We start from the raw sequence: 14,984 nt of genomic DNA, 5'->3' as shown, positions 1-14,984 counted from the left end.
TTCCGGAACCACCGCACCATGTCCCTGATCAAGCAACTCTGGCTCGCGATCGCCCTGGTCACCGCGCTGTCGCTCGGTGGCAGCTTCATCGTCAGCACCTTGTCGGCCCGCCACTACCTGCAGCAGGAGCTGGCGCTCAAGAACATGGACAACGCCACCTCGCTGGCCCTGTCCCTGTCGCAGATGCCCAAGGACGAGGTCACCGTCGAACTGCAGATCGCCGCCCAGTTCGACGCCGGACACTATCGCCTGATCCGCTTGACGAGTCCGAACGGCGGCGTGCTCATCGAACGCGAGTACAGCGGCCAGGCGACACGAGCGCCGCACTGGTTCATGGCGCTGGTGCCGATCGAAACCCATGCCGGCATTGCCCAGGTGCAGGACGGCTGGCACCAGTTCGGCACGCTGCAGGTCGAGACGCACGACCGCTACGCCTACGACTCGCTGTGGACGGCAAGCCTGCAACTGCTGGGGTGGTTCCTGGGAGGCGGGCTGCTGACGGGGCTGATCGGCACCTTGGCGCTGAAGCGCGTCACTCGCCCGCTCTCAAGCATGGTCGAGCAGGCGGAGGCCATCGGCAATCGCCGCTTCATCACCATCCCCGAACCTCGCACGCTGGAGTTTCGCAGCGTCGTGCGCGCCCTGAACGCCCTGTCCGAACGCATCCGCACGATGCTGACGCAGGAATCGCAAAGACTGGAACAGTTGCGCCGCCAGACCCAACACGACGAACCGACCGGCCTGTTCAACCGCTCGCAGTTCCTGAATCAGCTCGACGCCGCCCTATCGCGCGACGACGCCGATGCCAGCGGCTTCATCTACGTGCTGCGGCTCGCCAACCTGGCCGAGCTGAACCGGCACGCCGGGCGCGCCAGGGTGGACGAAACACTCGTCCGGCTGGCTGCCGCGCTGCGCGCCTTCCCCCTCCCCGCCGTCCGGCTCGACCATGGCCGCCTGAACGCATCCGAGTTCGCGCTGTTGGCCCAGGGCGAAGGCGAGGACAGCCTCGGCATGCTCGACGCCCTGACCGCGCAACTGCATGCACTCGTGCGCGAGCGATTGCCGGAAGCAGAACTCTTCGCCGCGAGCGCCCATTACACCGCCGGCGAGGCGCGCGGACCGCTGCTGGCATGCCTCGACGGCGCCCTCGCCAGGGCTGAACAGAGCGGCGCCCGCCACACCGTCATCGCCGACGCGCGGCCACCGCTATACGCCAGCGTCGATGCCTGGCGGACGGCCATCGTCAAGGCGCTGGAGCACGACGGCCTGGCCCTGCATCACTTTCCGGTGTTCGACATGGCGGGGCAGGTGATCCACTACGAATCTCCGGTCCGGCTCCGCCTGGCAGACAACTGGCTCAATGCCGGACAGTTCCTGCCCTGGGCTGCCCGTTGCGGCCAGGCCAAGCAGGTCGACGCGCAGGTGCTCGCCACGGCTTGCGCAACACTCGCCGAGGATCCCGGCTGCCCCGGACTGGCGATCAACCTCTCCACCGAGGCGCTCGGCCACACCGGCATGCGCGAGGACTTCATCTCCACCCTGCAGGCCCATCGCCAGATCGCCCACCGGCTGTGGGTGGACGTGCAGGAATGCTCCGCGCTGCGCCACCCGACCGAGTTCCGCATGCTCTGCGCCGCGCTGGACGCGCTCGGCTGCAAGGTCGGACTGAAGCATGCCGGGCAGGACTTTGCCCGCTTCCCCGAGCTGCACGAACTGGGGCTCGATTACATCAAGATCAGTGCAGCCTTCATCCGCGACATCGACCGCAGGCCGGGCAATCAGGCCCTGGTGCGCAGCATATGCACGCTCGCCCACTCCATCGGCCTGAAAGTGATTGCCGAGGGCGTCGGCAACGGCGACGAAGCCTCCACCCTGGCCGGACTCGGCCTGGACGGCATGACCGGCCCCGGTCTGCCGGCCGCTCCCCGCCCGAAGCATGGCCTGAGCCTGCGCAGACACCCGGCTCGCGATGAGGGCAGCGCCTTTCTTTGCCTGATCGAGGAACACGGTCACGCTGCGCGATGGCAGCTGCATGCCAGAATTCCGCGTGTAGCCGGCATTTCCCGGCGACACCCGGCCGATGCCGCGGACATCGCATCGAGCCGCGCCCGAACGTGCTTGACTCACCATTTCTCTCTGAAAGGTTGCCTGACTCGTGGCTGAAGGATCTGTAGCGGACTTCCCGCTCGAGGTGACGCCGCCGGCACTCGCCGGAGCGGCTGCAAACGCATCGCCCGGCAGCGCCGACGACCTGCTCGACTGCCTGCTGCTGGTGGCGCGCGCCCACGGCCGCGCGACGACGCGCGACGCGGTCCTCGCCGGCCTCCCCGTCGGCGCCGACGGCCTGAAGCCCTCGCAGTTCGAGCGCGCGGCCAAGCGGGCCGGCTTCACCAGCCGCATCGTGCGCAAGCCGCTCGCGGGGCTCAACGACGCGCTGCTGCCGACCATCCTGCTGCTGCACGGCAACGCCGCCTGCGTGCTGATGGGCTGGAGCGCGGATCGCAGCCATGCCCGCGTGGTCTTCCCCGAACTCGGCGAAGCGGTGGTCGACCTCCCCTTGCCGGAATTGCAGGCGCGCTGGAGCGGCCGCGCGATCCACATGCGGCCGAAGGTGCATTTCGATGCGCGAAGCCCGGCCGTGCGCAGCCACCGCGGCGAACACTGGTTCTGGGGCGCGATCATCGAGAATCGCTCGCTGTACCGCGACGTGCTGCTGGCCGCCTTCATGATCAACGTCTTCGCGCTCGGCGTGCCGCTGTTCACGATGAACGTGTACGACCGCGTGGTGCCCAACAACGCGGTCGAAACCCTGTGGGTGCTTGCCGCAGGCGTCATCGTCGTACTGGTCGGCGACCTCGTGCTGCGCACGCTGCGCGGCTATTTCGTCGACCTGGCCGGCAATCGCGCCGACCTGCGGATCTCGGCGCTGATCATGGAGCGGGTGCTCGGCATGCGCATGGAAGAGCGCCCCGCCTCGGCCGGCTCCTTCGCCGCCAACCTGCGCGCCTTCGAATCGGTACGCGACTTCATCGGCTCGGCGACCGTCGTGGCCTTCATCGACGTGCCCTTCGCCGTGGTCTTCCTGGTGGTGATCGGCTGGATCGCGTGGCCGATGCTGCTGCCCTTCGTCGTCGGCGTCGCCATCGTGCTGCTCTACGCGCTGAGCGTGCAGCGCCGCATGCACGAACTGTCCGAGCTGACCTATCGCGCCGGCGCCCAGCGCAACGCCACGCTCATCGAAGGCCTGGTCGGACTCGAAACCGTCAAGTCGCTCGGCGCCGAGGCGCCGCTGCAGCTCAAGTGGGAAAAGAGCGCCGCGCTGCTGGCCCGGGTCGCAGCCCAACTGCGGCTGCTGTCGGCCACCGTCAGCAACGGCACCTCGACGGTGCAGCAACTGGTCAACGTGTCGATGATCGTGCTCGGCGTCCATCTGATCGGCCGCGGCGAACTGTCGATGGGCGGCCTGATCGCCTGCTATCTGCTGTCATCGCGCGCGATGGCGCCGATCGGCCAGGTCGCCGGCCTGCTGATCCAGTACCACAATGCCTCCACCGCGCTCGAATCGCTCGACCAGATGATGAAGCGCGAAGTCGAGCGCCCCGAAGGCAGCAGCTTCATCAGCCGCGGCAGCTTCCGCGGCGAGATCGAGTTCCGCGACGTCAGCTTCACCTACCCGGGCCAGGAAACCGAGTCGCTGCGCGCGGTGTCGCTGCGCATCCGTCCGGGCGAGCGGGTCGGCATCCTCGGCCGCATCGGCTCGGGCAAGACGACGCTGGAAAAGCTCATCCTCGGCCTGTACCGGCCCACCGCCGGCGCAGTGCTGATCGACGGCATCGACCAGCGCCAGCTCGACCCCGCCGAGCTCCGCCGCCACATCGGCTACGTGCAGCAGGACAGCACGCTGTTCTACGGCACCCTGCGCGAGAACATCGCCATCGCGGCGCCGCAGGCCGACGATGCGGCCGTCATCCGCGCCGCCGAAACGGCCGGCATCCTCGACTTCGTCAATTCGCATCCGCGCGGCTTCGACATGCTGATCGGCGAACGCGGCGAATCCCTCTCCGGCGGCCAGCGCCAGGGCGTCGCCATCGCCCGCGCAGTCATCAACGACCCGCCCATGCTGCTGCTCGACGAACCGACCGCGTCGATGGATCATTCGAGCGAGGAAACGATCAAGCGCCGGCTGGCCGAATTCGCCCGCGACAAGACGCTGCTGATCGTCACCCATCGCACCTCGCTGCTCGACCTCGTCGATCGCGTCATCGTGCTCGACGGCGGGCGCATCGTCGCCGACGGGCCCAAGGCCCAGGTGGTCGAAGCCCTGCGCCAGGGCCGCATCGGGAGGGGCGCGTGATGGGAGCCATCGAAGAACGCGCCTTCAAGCGCATCGGCGAGCTCTCCGGCCGCCCTGCAAATGCCGGCAGCCGGGTGTTCGGCGGGCTGCTGTCGCGGCTGAGCTCGATCGAGCGCGACGACGGCCTCGACTGGTCGAGCGACGCCGACTGGGCCCGCCTGCAGCAGGAACCGCTGCGCGCCCGCGCCCTGCTGCGCATCGCCGCCGTGGTGGTGATCCTGCTGCTGGTCTGGGCGGCTTTCGCCAAGGTCGATGAAGTCACCCGCGGCGAAGCCAGGGTGATCCCGTCGCGCCAGCTGCAGATCGTGCAATCGGTCGACGGCGGCGTGGTCGACAGCATCGAGGTGCGCGAAGGCCAGGTCGTCGAAGCCGGCGAACTGCTGCTGAAGGTCGACCCCACCCGCTTCATGTCCTCGCTGCTCGAAAACCGTGCCGAACACCTGTCGCTCGAGGCCAAGCGCGCACGGCTCGAGGCGCTGACCCAGGGCACCCCGTTCTCGCCGCCGGCGGAAGTCGAGCAGGAAGCGGCGGACATCGTCGCCCACGAACGCCGGCTCTACGAGTCGTCGCAGGCCGAGATGGAGGCACAGCTTTCGATCGCCCGCGACCAGCGGCGCCAGCGCGAACAGGAACTGAACGAGGTCCGGGCGCGCCATTCGCAAGCCAGCAGCGCCCTCGGCCTCGCCCAACAGGAACTGAAGGTGACCAAGCCGCTGGCCTCGTCGGGCGCGGTTTCCGAAGTCGAACTGCTGCGCCTGGAACGCGACGTCGCGCGCCTGCGCGGCGAGCGCGACCAGGCTGCGGCGCAGATATCGCGGGTGCAGTCGGCAATCGCGGAATCGACGCGCAAGATCCAGGAAGTCGAACTGAACGTCCGCAACCAGTTGCGCGGCGAACTCTCCGAAACCATGTCGCGGCTGAGCAGCCTGTCGCAAGGCAGCCGGATGCTGGCCGACCGCGTCAAGCATGCCGAGATCCGCTCGCCGGTGCGCGGCACCGTGCAGCGCCTGCGGGTGAACACCGTCGGCGGCGTGGTCCAGCCAGGCAAGGAAGTGGTGGAGATCGTGCCGCTCGACGATGCGCTGATCCTCGAAGCCAGGATCAAGCCGAGCGACATCGCCTTCCTGCGCCCGGGCCAGCAGGCGCTGGTCAAGTTCTCCGCCTACGACTTCGCCATCTATGGCGGGCTCGAAGCCGAGGTCGAGCACATCTCGGCGGACACCGTGGTCGATGAAAAGGGCAACGCCGCCTATGTCATTCGCGTGCGAACGCACGAATCGACGCTGGGCGAGGACCTGCCCATCATCCCGGGCATGATGGCCGACGTCGATATCCTCACCGGCAAGAAAACCATCCTTTCCTATCTGCTCAAGCCCGTGCTGCGGGCAAAAGCCAACGCGCTGACAGAACGATGAACCGAGACATCTTCATCAGCGGCCATGCCATCGCGGCCGCTCGCTGGCAACAAGCCCTCCCCCACGCGCTGATCGCCGAATCCGGCCGCGGCTTCGGCATCGGCCCGAACGATCTGGTCTGGCTGAGCGCCGAACTGCCCGACTGGCGCAGCCGGATCGCCGAGCTGGTCAGGCAGAACGGCTGCAGCGTGGTGGTGCTGTCGCTGCAGCCCGACCAGCACGAAGCGATCGCCGCGCTCGAACTGGGCGCCCGCGGCTATGCCCATGCCCTCGCCGCGCCGTCCCTGCTGCGCGAGATCGCCACGGTGCTGCGGCACGGCGGCCTGTGGGTCGGCGAGGAACTGATCAGCCGGCTGCTGGGCGCGCTGCAATCCCGCCTGCCGGCGGCGAACCGCGGCACGCTCGCCGCGCTGTCGCAGCGCGAACGCGAAGTGGCGCAGGCAGGACTTCCGGCATGAGCAACAAGGAGGTGGCTCGCCTGCTCGGCATCACCGAGCGCACGGTCAAGGCCCATCTGGGCGCCATCTTCGAGAAGCTGGGCGTACGCGACCGGCTGCAACTGGCACTGCGCGTCGGCGCCGCCGCCACGCTGCCGGCCGACAGCGCCCCGGCACCGGCTTCCGGCGCAAGCTCCCCTGCCCTGTCCTTTGGTCCAATGGCCCTGGCCGCCGGCGCGGCATAGGATCGGATCATATTGAAATCCTGGCCGGGCGCACTGGCGCCCGGTTGACTCCCAACTCCAGAAGAGGCGTGCAATGGCTACCAGCCTTCCTCCCGTCGCAACCGTCATCGCAATCCATGGCACTGCATTTGCCCGTGACGCAGACGGCAACACCCGCTCACTCAAGGCTGGCGATGTGCTGCGCGAAGGCGAAACCCTCGTCACCTCGGCCGGCGGCCGCGTCGAGCTGGCCATGGCCGATGGCAGCCAACTGGAGATCCCCGGGAACCAGACCGTCGCCATCGGCGCCGAGATGGATGAAAGCACCCGCCCGGCCGCGGCCGACGCCCGGCTTGCCGCCGCAGACATCGACAACGTGATCCAGGCGCTGGAACAGGGCGGCGATCTCGGCGACGCGCTCGAAGACCCGGCGGCCGGCCTGGCCGGCGGTGGCGGCGGCGAAGGCAACAACTTCGTGCGCCTGCTCCGCATCGCCGAAGGCGTGGCTCCACTCGAATTCGAGTTCGGCATCCTGCCGCCGGAAGAGCCGCTGTTCTTCCTGGGCGGGCCGGACGGCTCCGACGACACGCCGGAACCGCCCACCACCCTGGTGCCGCCGTCGACGGAGAACGTCACCGAAACCATCACCGTCACGCTCACCGAAACCGTCACGCTGACCGAGACCGTCACCCAGCCGGTCACCGACACCGTGAGCGGCATCATCACCGACACGATCACCGGACAGGTCACGCAGACGGCGGCTTCCACGGTGACCGAAACCGCCACCATCACCGAAACCGGCACCAGCATCATCACGGATACCGTCACCAGCACGGCCACGCAGACTGCCGCCGGCCCGGTCGTCACCGAAACCGTGACCGCCACTGCAAGCAGTACCGGTACCGTGACCGAGACCGGCACTGCCACCGTCACCCAGACCGCCGCCGGCCCGGCCGTGACTGAAACCATCACCATCACCGCGACCAGCACCGGTACCGTGACCGAAACCGGCACGGCCACCGTCACCCAGACCACCGCCGGCCCGGCCGTGACTGAAACCGTCACGGTCACGGAAACCAGCATTGGCACCGTGACCGAAACCGGCACAACCACCGCCACCCAGACTGCCAACGGCCCCGACCTCACCGAAACCGTCACCGCGACGGCGACCGGCACCGCCACCGTGACCGAAACCGGCACAGCCACCGTCACCCAGACCACCAGCGGACCGGCCGTCACCGAAACCGTCACCACTACGGAAACCGGCACCGCTACCGTGACCGAAACCGGTACCGCCACCGTCACCCAGACCGCGACCGGACCGGCCGTCACCGAAACCGTCACCGCCACGGAAACCAGCACAGGAACCGTGGCCGAGACCAGCACCGCCACTCATACCACCGCGGGCCCTGTCGCGACTGAAACCGTCACCGCGACCGAGACCATTACCTCGACCATTACCACTACCGCCTCGGTCGTTTCCGACGAGTACAAAATCGATGGAGAAGGGCGCATCAATGCAGGCGAACTCAGAATCGGATACACCGCGGCTGACGGTCGCAACATCGTGGTCAGCGGCGATGGCTGGCTGGGCGTCTATGAAGACGGATACGACGATGACGAAGGAATGGACAACGATGATGTGGTAAGTGCATCTATCACTGACACCAATGGCGCACCTGTGAACGTCCATGCGCTGGTGCTGAAGATCAACGTCGAAGGCAATGAAGCCACATTCACGGTAATGGTGAATGGCGTCCCCCAGACCCTGACCTTGTCGAAAGGTATGCACGAGATCACTATCAAATCGGACATGCCTTTCAACAGCTTCAGTATCGCGCATGAAGATGGCAGGTTCACCGTGGGCAGTCTCAAGATCGTCGAACAGCAGGAGGTCATTGAAACCGAAACAACTACCGAGACCGCGACCGCCACGCAAACCACCACCGGATCGGCCGTCACCGAAACCGTCACTGCGACGGAAACCATCACCGTGACCGACACTGGAACCACCACCGTCACCCACACCGCGACCAGTCCGGCCGTCACCGAAACCGAAACCCTCACAGAAACCAGCACCGCTACCGTGACCGAAACCGGTACCGCCACCGTCACCCAGACCGCGACCGGGCCGGCCGTCACCGAAACCGTCACCGCCACGGAAACCAGTACCGGCACCGTGACCGAAACCGGCACCACCACCGTCACCCAGACCGCCACCGGACCGGCCATCACCGAAACCGTCACCGCCACGGAGACCAGTACCGGCACCGTGACCGAAACCGGCACCGCCGCCGTCACGCAAACCGCGACCAGCCCGGCCGTCACCGAAACCGTCACCGCCACGGAAACCAGTACCGGCACCGTGACCGAAACCGGTACCGACACCATCACGCAGACCGCGACCAGCCCGGCCGTCACCGAGACCGTCACTGTCACCGAAACCAGTACCGGCACGGTGACCGAAACCGGCACCGACACCATCACTCAGACCGCCAGCGGCCCGGCCGTGACCGAAACGGTGACCGCCACGGAAACCAGTACCAGCACCGCGACCGAAACCTTCACCGACACCGTCACGCAGACTGCCACCGGCCCCGAGATCACCGAGACCGTCACCGAATACACCGAGACCGTCACGCTCAGCCAATGGACCGAGACGGTGACGCTGCCGGCAGCCACCGAAACGATCACCGATACCGCAACCGTGACCAGCACGGCGACCGATACGGTGCAAAGCCAGACCGTCACCGGCGAGGCGCTGTCGGCAAGCGACCTGCTACCGCAGGACGATGTCCTTGCCGGCGGCAGCGTCTCCAGCGGCGGCAGCGGCGCAGGCCCCGACGCCTTCGTGGCCTTCCACTCGGACCCGGCCAGCCAGTTGCTGCAGAACACACCGACGGTCGAATGAAACGCGAAGCTTCGCGTTGAATGGCGGCGGGCTCCGGCCCGCCGCCGCATGCTTTTCCGAAGAGGCGAAAGATCGATGAGGATTCTATTCATCCACGAGGGACTGGGCCAGTTCCAGACCCTGCACGAATACCTGAACGGCCAAGGGCTGGCGCATTCCTGGTTCCTGTGCAGCACCGGCGTCCATAACGCCAACAAGGACAGGATCCCCAACCTGGTCCCGTTCGCCGTCGCCAGCGAGAATCCGGACAGCTACTTCTATACCAAGAACCTGGAAGCCCGCATCCAGCGTTCCTTCCTGATCAAGCAGGCAATCGGCGAACTGCTCAAGAAGACCGGCATCGACCTCATCGTCGCCCATGGCTCGGGCGGCTTTCCGCTGCAGCTCTTCGACGAATTCGACATTCCCATCATCAGCTACATCGAATTCCCGTCCTTCGGCCATCACGGCCACGACCCGAAGTATCCGCAGCCTGACTACGCCACCTTCCGCGACAAGGTGTTCGAGATGACGAGCTATCACCAGGCGCTGAAGAGCGACCTGGTGATCGTGCCGAGCGCCTACGCCAGGGAGATGTTCCCAGCCTGTCTGCACGAGCGCATCGTGCCGCAGATGGAAGGTTTCGACATCAAGCGCAAACCCTCGACCTTCGCCAAGGAAGAAGGCGTATTCCACATCGGCTTCTCCGCCCGCGACCTGTCCTCGGCAAAGGGCTTCGAGCAATTCATCCTGATCGCCAAGGAAATTCTCAAGCGCCGGCCGCAGGTTCGCTTCGTTTTCTGCGGCGCACCGAAAGTCCTCTACAGCTACGAGGAAAACTTTCTGCAGAACAGTTTTCCCGCCGAATCACGGCCGGAATCCTTCATGCAATACGTACTGCAGCGCGAAGGCATCACGCTGGGCGAAGGGGCGAGCTTCCAGCACGTCAGCTTCGCCGGCTACGACGACTTTGCCAGCTACGTCGAGGCCATGGACATGTTCCTCTACCCGCTGCAATTCGGCTCGGCCAACTGGGGGCTGTTCGAACTGCTGTTCCGCGGCAAGACGATCGTCGCCAGCGATCGCTGCTTCGTGCCCGAAGTCATCCGCCATGGCCATAACGGCCTGCTGTGCAAATACGACGACATCGCCAGCTGGGTACGCTACGCCACCGAGATCATCGACGCCCCGCAGGACTTCGTCCATCTGGGCGAGAACGCACTGGCCGATGCCCACCAGCGCTTCCACATCAGCAAGGTCGCGCCGCGCTATCTATCGATCTTCGACACCGTGATCCAGCGCCGCAAGCTCGGCGTCTTCTGAACCGACACAGCCACGGAGGCCCACATGCCGTACGTCGAGCGGAATTCCAGCGGAAAAATCATTGCAGCCCGGCTGACGCCCTCGGAAAGCGCCCTGGAATGGGTCGATGCCGGAAACCCCGAACTCGCCGCCCTGACCGGCAAGCCGATCCCGGCGGACACACGTGCGTCCCTCGAATACACGGATCAGGGGCTCATCCGCGTGCTCGAAGACCTCATCGACACCTTGCTCGCCAAGGACGTGATCCGCTTCACCGACCTTCCGCTCCCCGCCCAGAACCGTCTCCTGCAAAGACGCTCCTTGCGTAATTCGCTCAACCGCAATGCGGATCTGCTCGATGACGATGGAGGGCTGCTTTAGGCGCGAAGATTCATTTCGAAAAAAAGCCAGGCGAATGAAGAATCCGCCTGGCTTTTGCTTTTTCGGCGGTACCCGCAGGCACCACCTTGTAATTGATGCCCGATCAGGCTGTCTGACGACGGCGACGGCAGGCCAGCCCGGCAAGCCCCAGGCCGAGCAACGCCAGCGACGCGGGCTCCGGGACCTGCGAGCTGGTACCGACAGTGATGCCATCGAAGGCCAAGCCGGAATGATAGGACCTGTCCTTCCAACCCGTCACACCAAACTCCAGAATGTAGTCGCCGGCATCGGAGAAATCGAAATACGCCTTGAGCCAACCGGTAGAACCACAGCCATCGTCAAAGCATTTCCCCGAATTCTTGCCCAGCGGCGACCAGTCGGGCGCGCCCCCGGAGATGGAAGCATTCGGTGAGTCGATCTGCGCTGCCATGGGTGTCATGTCGAAGATATTCGTCCCATCCAATGTCGTGCGAACGGTAAACAGCAGAGTGGACTGGGTTGGATCATTGGCAGACAGCAGGCGCACCCAGCCGTAATCGGCATAGCGCCCGCCGTCGGACGAGATGTAGTTGAAACTGAACGACAGGCTGTCGCCAGCATTGGCGGAAAAAGCACTGGTTCGCACGAAAGAACCATCCGTGCTTTTGAAGCCGTCAGCGCCGCTTCTTACAGGCTGGCCAGCTTCCCTGATGCCACCATTCGTCGACACCCAGCCATAACTGCGCCCCTCACCCAAGGCCGCTGCCACCTCATCCGCGCTCGCGGTGCCGTAGCTCCCCGTTCCCGTCCAGCCGCTCGGCAGCGATCCGGCAGAAGTCATGGGTGCTGCAGAGGCCATTGCGGAAAAGCAAAGTGCTGCTGCCGCAACCATGCTCGAAAGTACAGTCGATTTCGTCACGGAATAGTTTTTATGAGACATGGACAAGCTCCTGATAATTGTTCATTCATAGCAGCGCTACTGAGTTGGCCAACTATCAGCAACAGGCGTGCCACCATTTTCATGCCAAACCGGAAAACCCAGAAAAACTCTGTCGAATGTCCTGAAACACCCTTATTCTATGAAAAACAAATCTCTTAAACACTTGATTTTCCTATTCTATTTCGGGGGCCGTGATCTCTTTCACGGAAATAGGCGAAAAAGTCCAAAGGCAAACTTTGCCGAGTTTGGCCGATGCCTTTTTTAGGGCAGCTGTAAATCTTTCCGACAACCAGGGAGGCTGCGTTCTTTTGGAAATAGCGGGAAAGCTGACCGAAGAACGCCGAAGCGCACCCCCACGATCAGGGTTCATCGCAAACCCGGAACCGCGCCCCTCGCATCTGGACCTGGGCGGCATGCTCGATTGCCGGGCCAGCCCCCGGCAATCGAGCATCATTCCGGCAGCGGTTCCTTGTACTCCTCGACCTTGATGCCGCGCATCTGGTAGCCGGCGCTACCCATTTCGGAATCGACCCGCCCCACCTTCAGCACACCATCTACCCATACCGGCGACATGTTCATGCCGGCCGGCACCGGCTTGTCCGGGATCACATGGATGAGCTGGTTCGCCGGAGGCGGCGGGACATGCACGCAGGCGCCGAAATAGGGCACGAGCAGGAATTCGCGGATCGTCCTGCCGTCGCCTTCGAGCGGCACGACGAAGCCGGGGATGCGCACCGACTGGCCCGCCAGGCGCTCGACCACCGGCGCGCGGTCCCACTCCTCGCGCATCCGCGTCATGATCTCCATCGCACGCGGATCGTTGTCCTGCAGGTCGTCGATCTGCAGGTCGGCGAAGAACTTCTGCGGATCCCAGTCGGCCGGGATGAGATCGTCCCAGCTTATCTCACGGAAAGGCGTTGCCGCGCCCTTGCCGGCACTCTTGCCCGCTTTCTCCTTCGCCGGCTCGAGCCGGTCGCCGACCTGATAGTCGCCGCCAGACTGCGCGAACACGGCCGGAGCCGGGCCGAAACCACCCGCCAGGGCGAGCACGCCGGCCAGGATGCCGACACGGAGGGAGCTCAGGGAAAACCGGGGCAATACAGACATCTTCATATCCTGATCGTCAGGCCATCGGCCAGGGAATAACGGTAGGCGCGCCATGCCGGCACCAGGCTCGCCGCCAGGCTGGCGCCGAGCACCGCACCCAGCAGGCGCCATTCACCCGCCGACGGCCAATCCAGTGCGAGGTTGAGGCCGTATTGGGCGGACAGCCACGGCGCCGCGACGGCGACCACACCATACAGCAGCGCGAGTCCGAGCACGATGCCCGCCAGCGACAGCAGCAGGCTTTCGAAGGCGAGCAAGGCGAAGATCTGCAGCGGACTGGCGCCGAGCGCGCGCAGGATCGCCAGTTCGCGCCGGCGCTCGCCCAGGCTGGCGACGACCACCGCCACCAGGCCGGCCAGGCCCACGGCCACGACCAGCGCCGACACCGCCAGCAGCGCGCGCTCGGCCATGCCCACCAGCGACCACAGCTCCTGCAGCGTGGCGCCGGGCAGGATCGCCGTCAGCGGTTCGCCGGCCATGGTGTTGATCTGGCGCTGGATACGAAACACCGCGATGCGGCTGTCGAGGCCGACCAGCGCGGCGGTGACCGACTTCGGGCTGAGGTCGAACTTGCGCACCTGCTCGGGCGCGATCGACAGCCCCGGGATCGGCGCGCCGCCGTGCCAGTCGATATGGATCGCCTCGATGCCTTCCAAGCCCACCAGCACACTGCGGTCGACCGGCGTGCCGGTGCGCGCCAGCACGCCGACGATGGTGAAAGGCTTGTCGGCATGGTCGGCGAAGCGCGGCCCGCCCTCCCCGCCCAGGCTGCCGTGGCTGAGCACGATCCGTTGGTCGGGACGATAGCCGAAGCGCGCCGCCACTTCGGCACCGACGACCGCTTCGAAAATGCCGCCCGGCGCAGCGGCGAAAACACGCCCCTGCGCCAAAGCGAGCCTGCGATCTGCTCCGTGGCGATAATGGGCGAAGAAATCCGCCGTCGTACCGACCACCCGCATGCCGCGATGCGAGTCGCCCAGCGAGATCGGCACCAGCCATTTCACCTGCGGCAGCGCGGCGATGCGCTCCATGCTCTGCCACGACACGTTGTTGCTCGCGTTGCCGATGTGGAACACCGAATACAGCAGCAACTGCACCGCGCCGCCGCGCGCGCCGACGACCAGGTCGGTACCCGAGATCGTCTGCGCGAAGCCCTCGCGCGCGTCGTTGCGCAGGCGCTCCACGCCCAGCAGCAGGGCGACCGACAGCGCGACCGCGATCACCGTCAGCACCACCGACAGGCGGCGGTTGCCGATGCTGCGCAGGCTGAGCGCCAGCACCGGCGTCATGTTCCAGCCTCCACGGCCGCGGCACGGTTGATCTGCGCCAGATCGAGCACGCGGTCGAAATGCGCCGCGAGCCGCAGGTCGTGGCTGACGAACAGCAGCGCCGCGCCCGAGGCCGCGCATTCGCCCAGCAGCAGGTCGACGAAAGCTTGTTGGCGGTCGGCATCGAGTGCCGAGGTCGGCTCGTCGGCGATGATCAGCCCAGGCCGGCCGATCAGGGCGCGCGCTGCGGCGACACGCTGCTGCTGGCCGACCGACAGTTCGGCCGCTGGACGCTCGAGCACCCCGGCGTCGAGGTCGAGGCGGCTGGCGAGGCGCGCGGCTTCGGCCTGGGCCGACACCCCCGCGGCGCGCAGCCGCGCCCGCCGCGCGGCGGAAAAGCGGCAGGCGAGCAGGATGTTGTCGCGCGCGGACAGGTAGGGCAGCAGGTTGAAGAGCTGGAAGACGAAGCCGATGCTGTCGGCCCGGAAGCGGTCGCGCGCGCCGGCCGACAGCCGCGACAGCGGCTGGCCGGCGACGCTGACCTCGCCCGCCTGCGGCTGGATCACGCCGCCGACCAGCGACAGCAGCGTGGTCTTGCCGCTGCCGCTGGGGCCGCGCAGGAATACGCGCTCGCCGGCCGCCAGCGTCAACGCGCCGATCACCAGGCAATCGGCGTCTGCCTTTGGC

At 66.2% G+C, this 14,984-nt stretch carries 12 protein-coding genes; 8 read left to right on the top strand and 4 right to left on the bottom strand.

Features of this window, described 5'->3' with window-relative positions; translation table 11 throughout:
• Nucleotides 1-18 precede the first annotated feature (18 nt).
• The 8 genes from AAFL97_RS02020 (at nt 19) to AAFL97_RS01985 (ending at nt 11,003) form a co-directional block, all read left to right on the top strand.
• Nucleotides 19-2,163, top strand: a complete 2,145-nt coding sequence (locus AAFL97_RS02020) for a bifunctional diguanylate cyclase/phosphodiesterase (protein ID WP_341643527.1) — start codon at nt 19-21, stop codon at nt 2,161-2,163.
• 28 nt (nt 2,164-2,191) lie between these two features.
• Nucleotides 2,192-4,354 (top strand): type I secretion system permease/ATPase, encoded by a 2,163-nt coding sequence (locus tag AAFL97_RS02015; protein ID WP_341647076.1) that lies wholly within the window; start codon nt 2,192-2,194, stop codon nt 4,352-4,354.
• Nucleotides 4,354-5,769 (top strand): HlyD family type I secretion periplasmic adaptor subunit, encoded by a 1,416-nt coding sequence (locus AAFL97_RS02010; RefSeq protein ID WP_341647075.1) that lies wholly within the window; start codon nt 4,354-4,356, stop codon nt 5,767-5,769. Before AAFL97_RS02015 ends, AAFL97_RS02010 begins: the two co-directional genes overlap by 1 nt.
• On the top strand, nt 5,766-6,227 hold the full coding sequence (locus AAFL97_RS02005; RefSeq protein ID WP_341643526.1) for a DNA-binding response regulator: 462 nt from the start codon (nt 5,766-5,768) through the stop codon (nt 6,225-6,227). The genes AAFL97_RS02010 and AAFL97_RS02005 overlap by 4 nt, the downstream gene beginning before the upstream one ends.
• Nucleotides 6,224-6,451, top strand: a complete 228-nt coding sequence (locus AAFL97_RS02000; RefSeq protein ID WP_341643525.1) for a helix-turn-helix domain-containing protein — start codon at nt 6,224-6,226, stop codon at nt 6,449-6,451. The genes AAFL97_RS02005 and AAFL97_RS02000 overlap by 4 nt, the downstream gene beginning before the upstream one ends.
• A gap of 73 nt (nt 6,452-6,524) precedes the next feature.
• Nucleotides 6,525-9,341 carry a retention module-containing protein gene (locus AAFL97_RS01995; RefSeq protein ID WP_341643524.1) on the top strand — a complete coding sequence of 939 codons (2,817 nt, stop codon included), beginning with the start codon at nt 6,525-6,527 and terminating at the stop codon, nt 9,339-9,341.
• A gap of 75 nt (nt 9,342-9,416) precedes the next feature.
• Nucleotides 9,417-10,643, top strand: coding sequence for a glycosyltransferase (locus tag AAFL97_RS01990; protein ID WP_341643523.1), 1,227 nt, complete (start codon nt 9,417-9,419; stop codon nt 10,641-10,643).
• Between the two features lie 24 nt (nt 10,644-10,667).
• Nucleotides 10,668-11,003: a hypothetical protein gene (locus AAFL97_RS01985; protein WP_341643522.1), complete on the top strand. Its 336-nt coding sequence runs from the start codon at nt 10,668-10,670 to the stop codon at nt 11,001-11,003.
• A 103-nt stretch (nt 11,004-11,106) separates the two neighbouring features.
• Here the strand turns inward: AAFL97_RS01985 and AAFL97_RS01980 are convergent, their stop codons facing one another.
• From AAFL97_RS01980 to AAFL97_RS01965, 4 genes are all read right to left on the bottom strand, one after another.
• Nucleotides 11,107-11,922: an NF038132 family protein gene (locus tag AAFL97_RS01980; RefSeq protein ID WP_341643521.1), complete on the bottom strand. Its 816-nt coding sequence runs from the start codon at nt 11,920-11,922 to the stop codon at nt 11,107-11,109.
• Nucleotides 11,923-12,372: 450 nt separating this feature from the next.
• Nucleotides 12,373-13,029, bottom strand: coding sequence for a DUF3299 domain-containing protein (locus AAFL97_RS01975; RefSeq protein WP_341643520.1), 657 nt, complete (start codon nt 13,027-13,029; stop codon nt 12,373-12,375).
• 2 nt (nt 13,030-13,031) lie between these two features.
• Nucleotides 13,032-14,318: an ABC transporter permease gene (locus AAFL97_RS01970; RefSeq protein WP_341643519.1), complete on the bottom strand. Its 1,287-nt coding sequence runs from the start codon at nt 14,316-14,318 to the stop codon at nt 13,032-13,034.
• The gene (locus AAFL97_RS01965) at nt 14,315-14,959 is read right to left on the bottom strand and encodes an ABC transporter ATP-binding protein (RefSeq protein WP_341643518.1); all 645 of its coding nucleotides are present in this window, start codon (nt 14,957-14,959) and stop codon (nt 14,315-14,317) included. Before AAFL97_RS01965 ends, AAFL97_RS01970 begins: the two co-directional genes overlap by 4 nt.
• Nucleotides 14,960-14,984: the final 25 nt, after the last annotated feature.

The organism is Thauera sp. SDU_THAU2, assembly GCF_038260575.1.
Lineage (GTDB): Bacteria > Pseudomonadota > Gammaproteobacteria > Burkholderiales > Rhodocyclaceae > Thauera.
Note: the sequence above shows the minus strand (reverse complement) of the source record. Positions and strands in the feature narration are given on the sequence as shown.

Bases quoted from the DNA above. Each gene is read 5' to 3' on its own strand.
- AAFL97_RS01985 (WP_341643522.1), top strand. From the start codon at position 10,668: ATGCCGTACGTCGAGCGGAATTCCAGCGGAAAAATCATTGCAGCCCGG.
- AAFL97_RS02000 (WP_341643525.1), top strand. From the start codon at position 6,224: ATGAGCAACAAGGAGGTGGCTCGCCTGCTCGGCATCACCGAGCGCACG.
- AAFL97_RS01995 (WP_341643524.1), top strand. From the start codon at position 6,525: ATGGCTACCAGCCTTCCTCCCGTCGCAACCGTCATCGCAATCCATGGC.
- AAFL97_RS01990 (WP_341643523.1), top strand. From the start codon at position 9,417: ATGAGGATTCTATTCATCCACGAGGGACTGGGCCAGTTCCAGACCCTG.
- AAFL97_RS02010 (WP_341647075.1), top strand. From the start codon at position 4,354: ATGGGAGCCATCGAAGAACGCGCCTTCAAGCGCATCGGCGAGCTCTCC.
- AAFL97_RS02005 (WP_341643526.1), top strand. From the start codon at position 5,766: ATGAACCGAGACATCTTCATCAGCGGCCATGCCATCGCGGCCGCTCGC.
- AAFL97_RS02020 (WP_341643527.1), top strand. From the start codon at position 19: ATGTCCCTGATCAAGCAACTCTGGCTCGCGATCGCCCTGGTCACCGCG.
- AAFL97_RS01980 (WP_341643521.1), bottom strand. From the start codon at position 11,922: ATGTCTCATAAAAACTATTCCGTGACGAAATCGACTGTACTTTCGAGC.
- AAFL97_RS01975 (WP_341643520.1), bottom strand. From the start codon at position 13,029: ATGTCTGTATTGCCCCGGTTTTCCCTGAGCTCCCTCCGTGTCGGCATC.
- AAFL97_RS01970 (WP_341643519.1), bottom strand. From the start codon at position 14,318: ATGACGCCGGTGCTGGCGCTCAGCCTGCGCAGCATCGGCAACCGCCGC.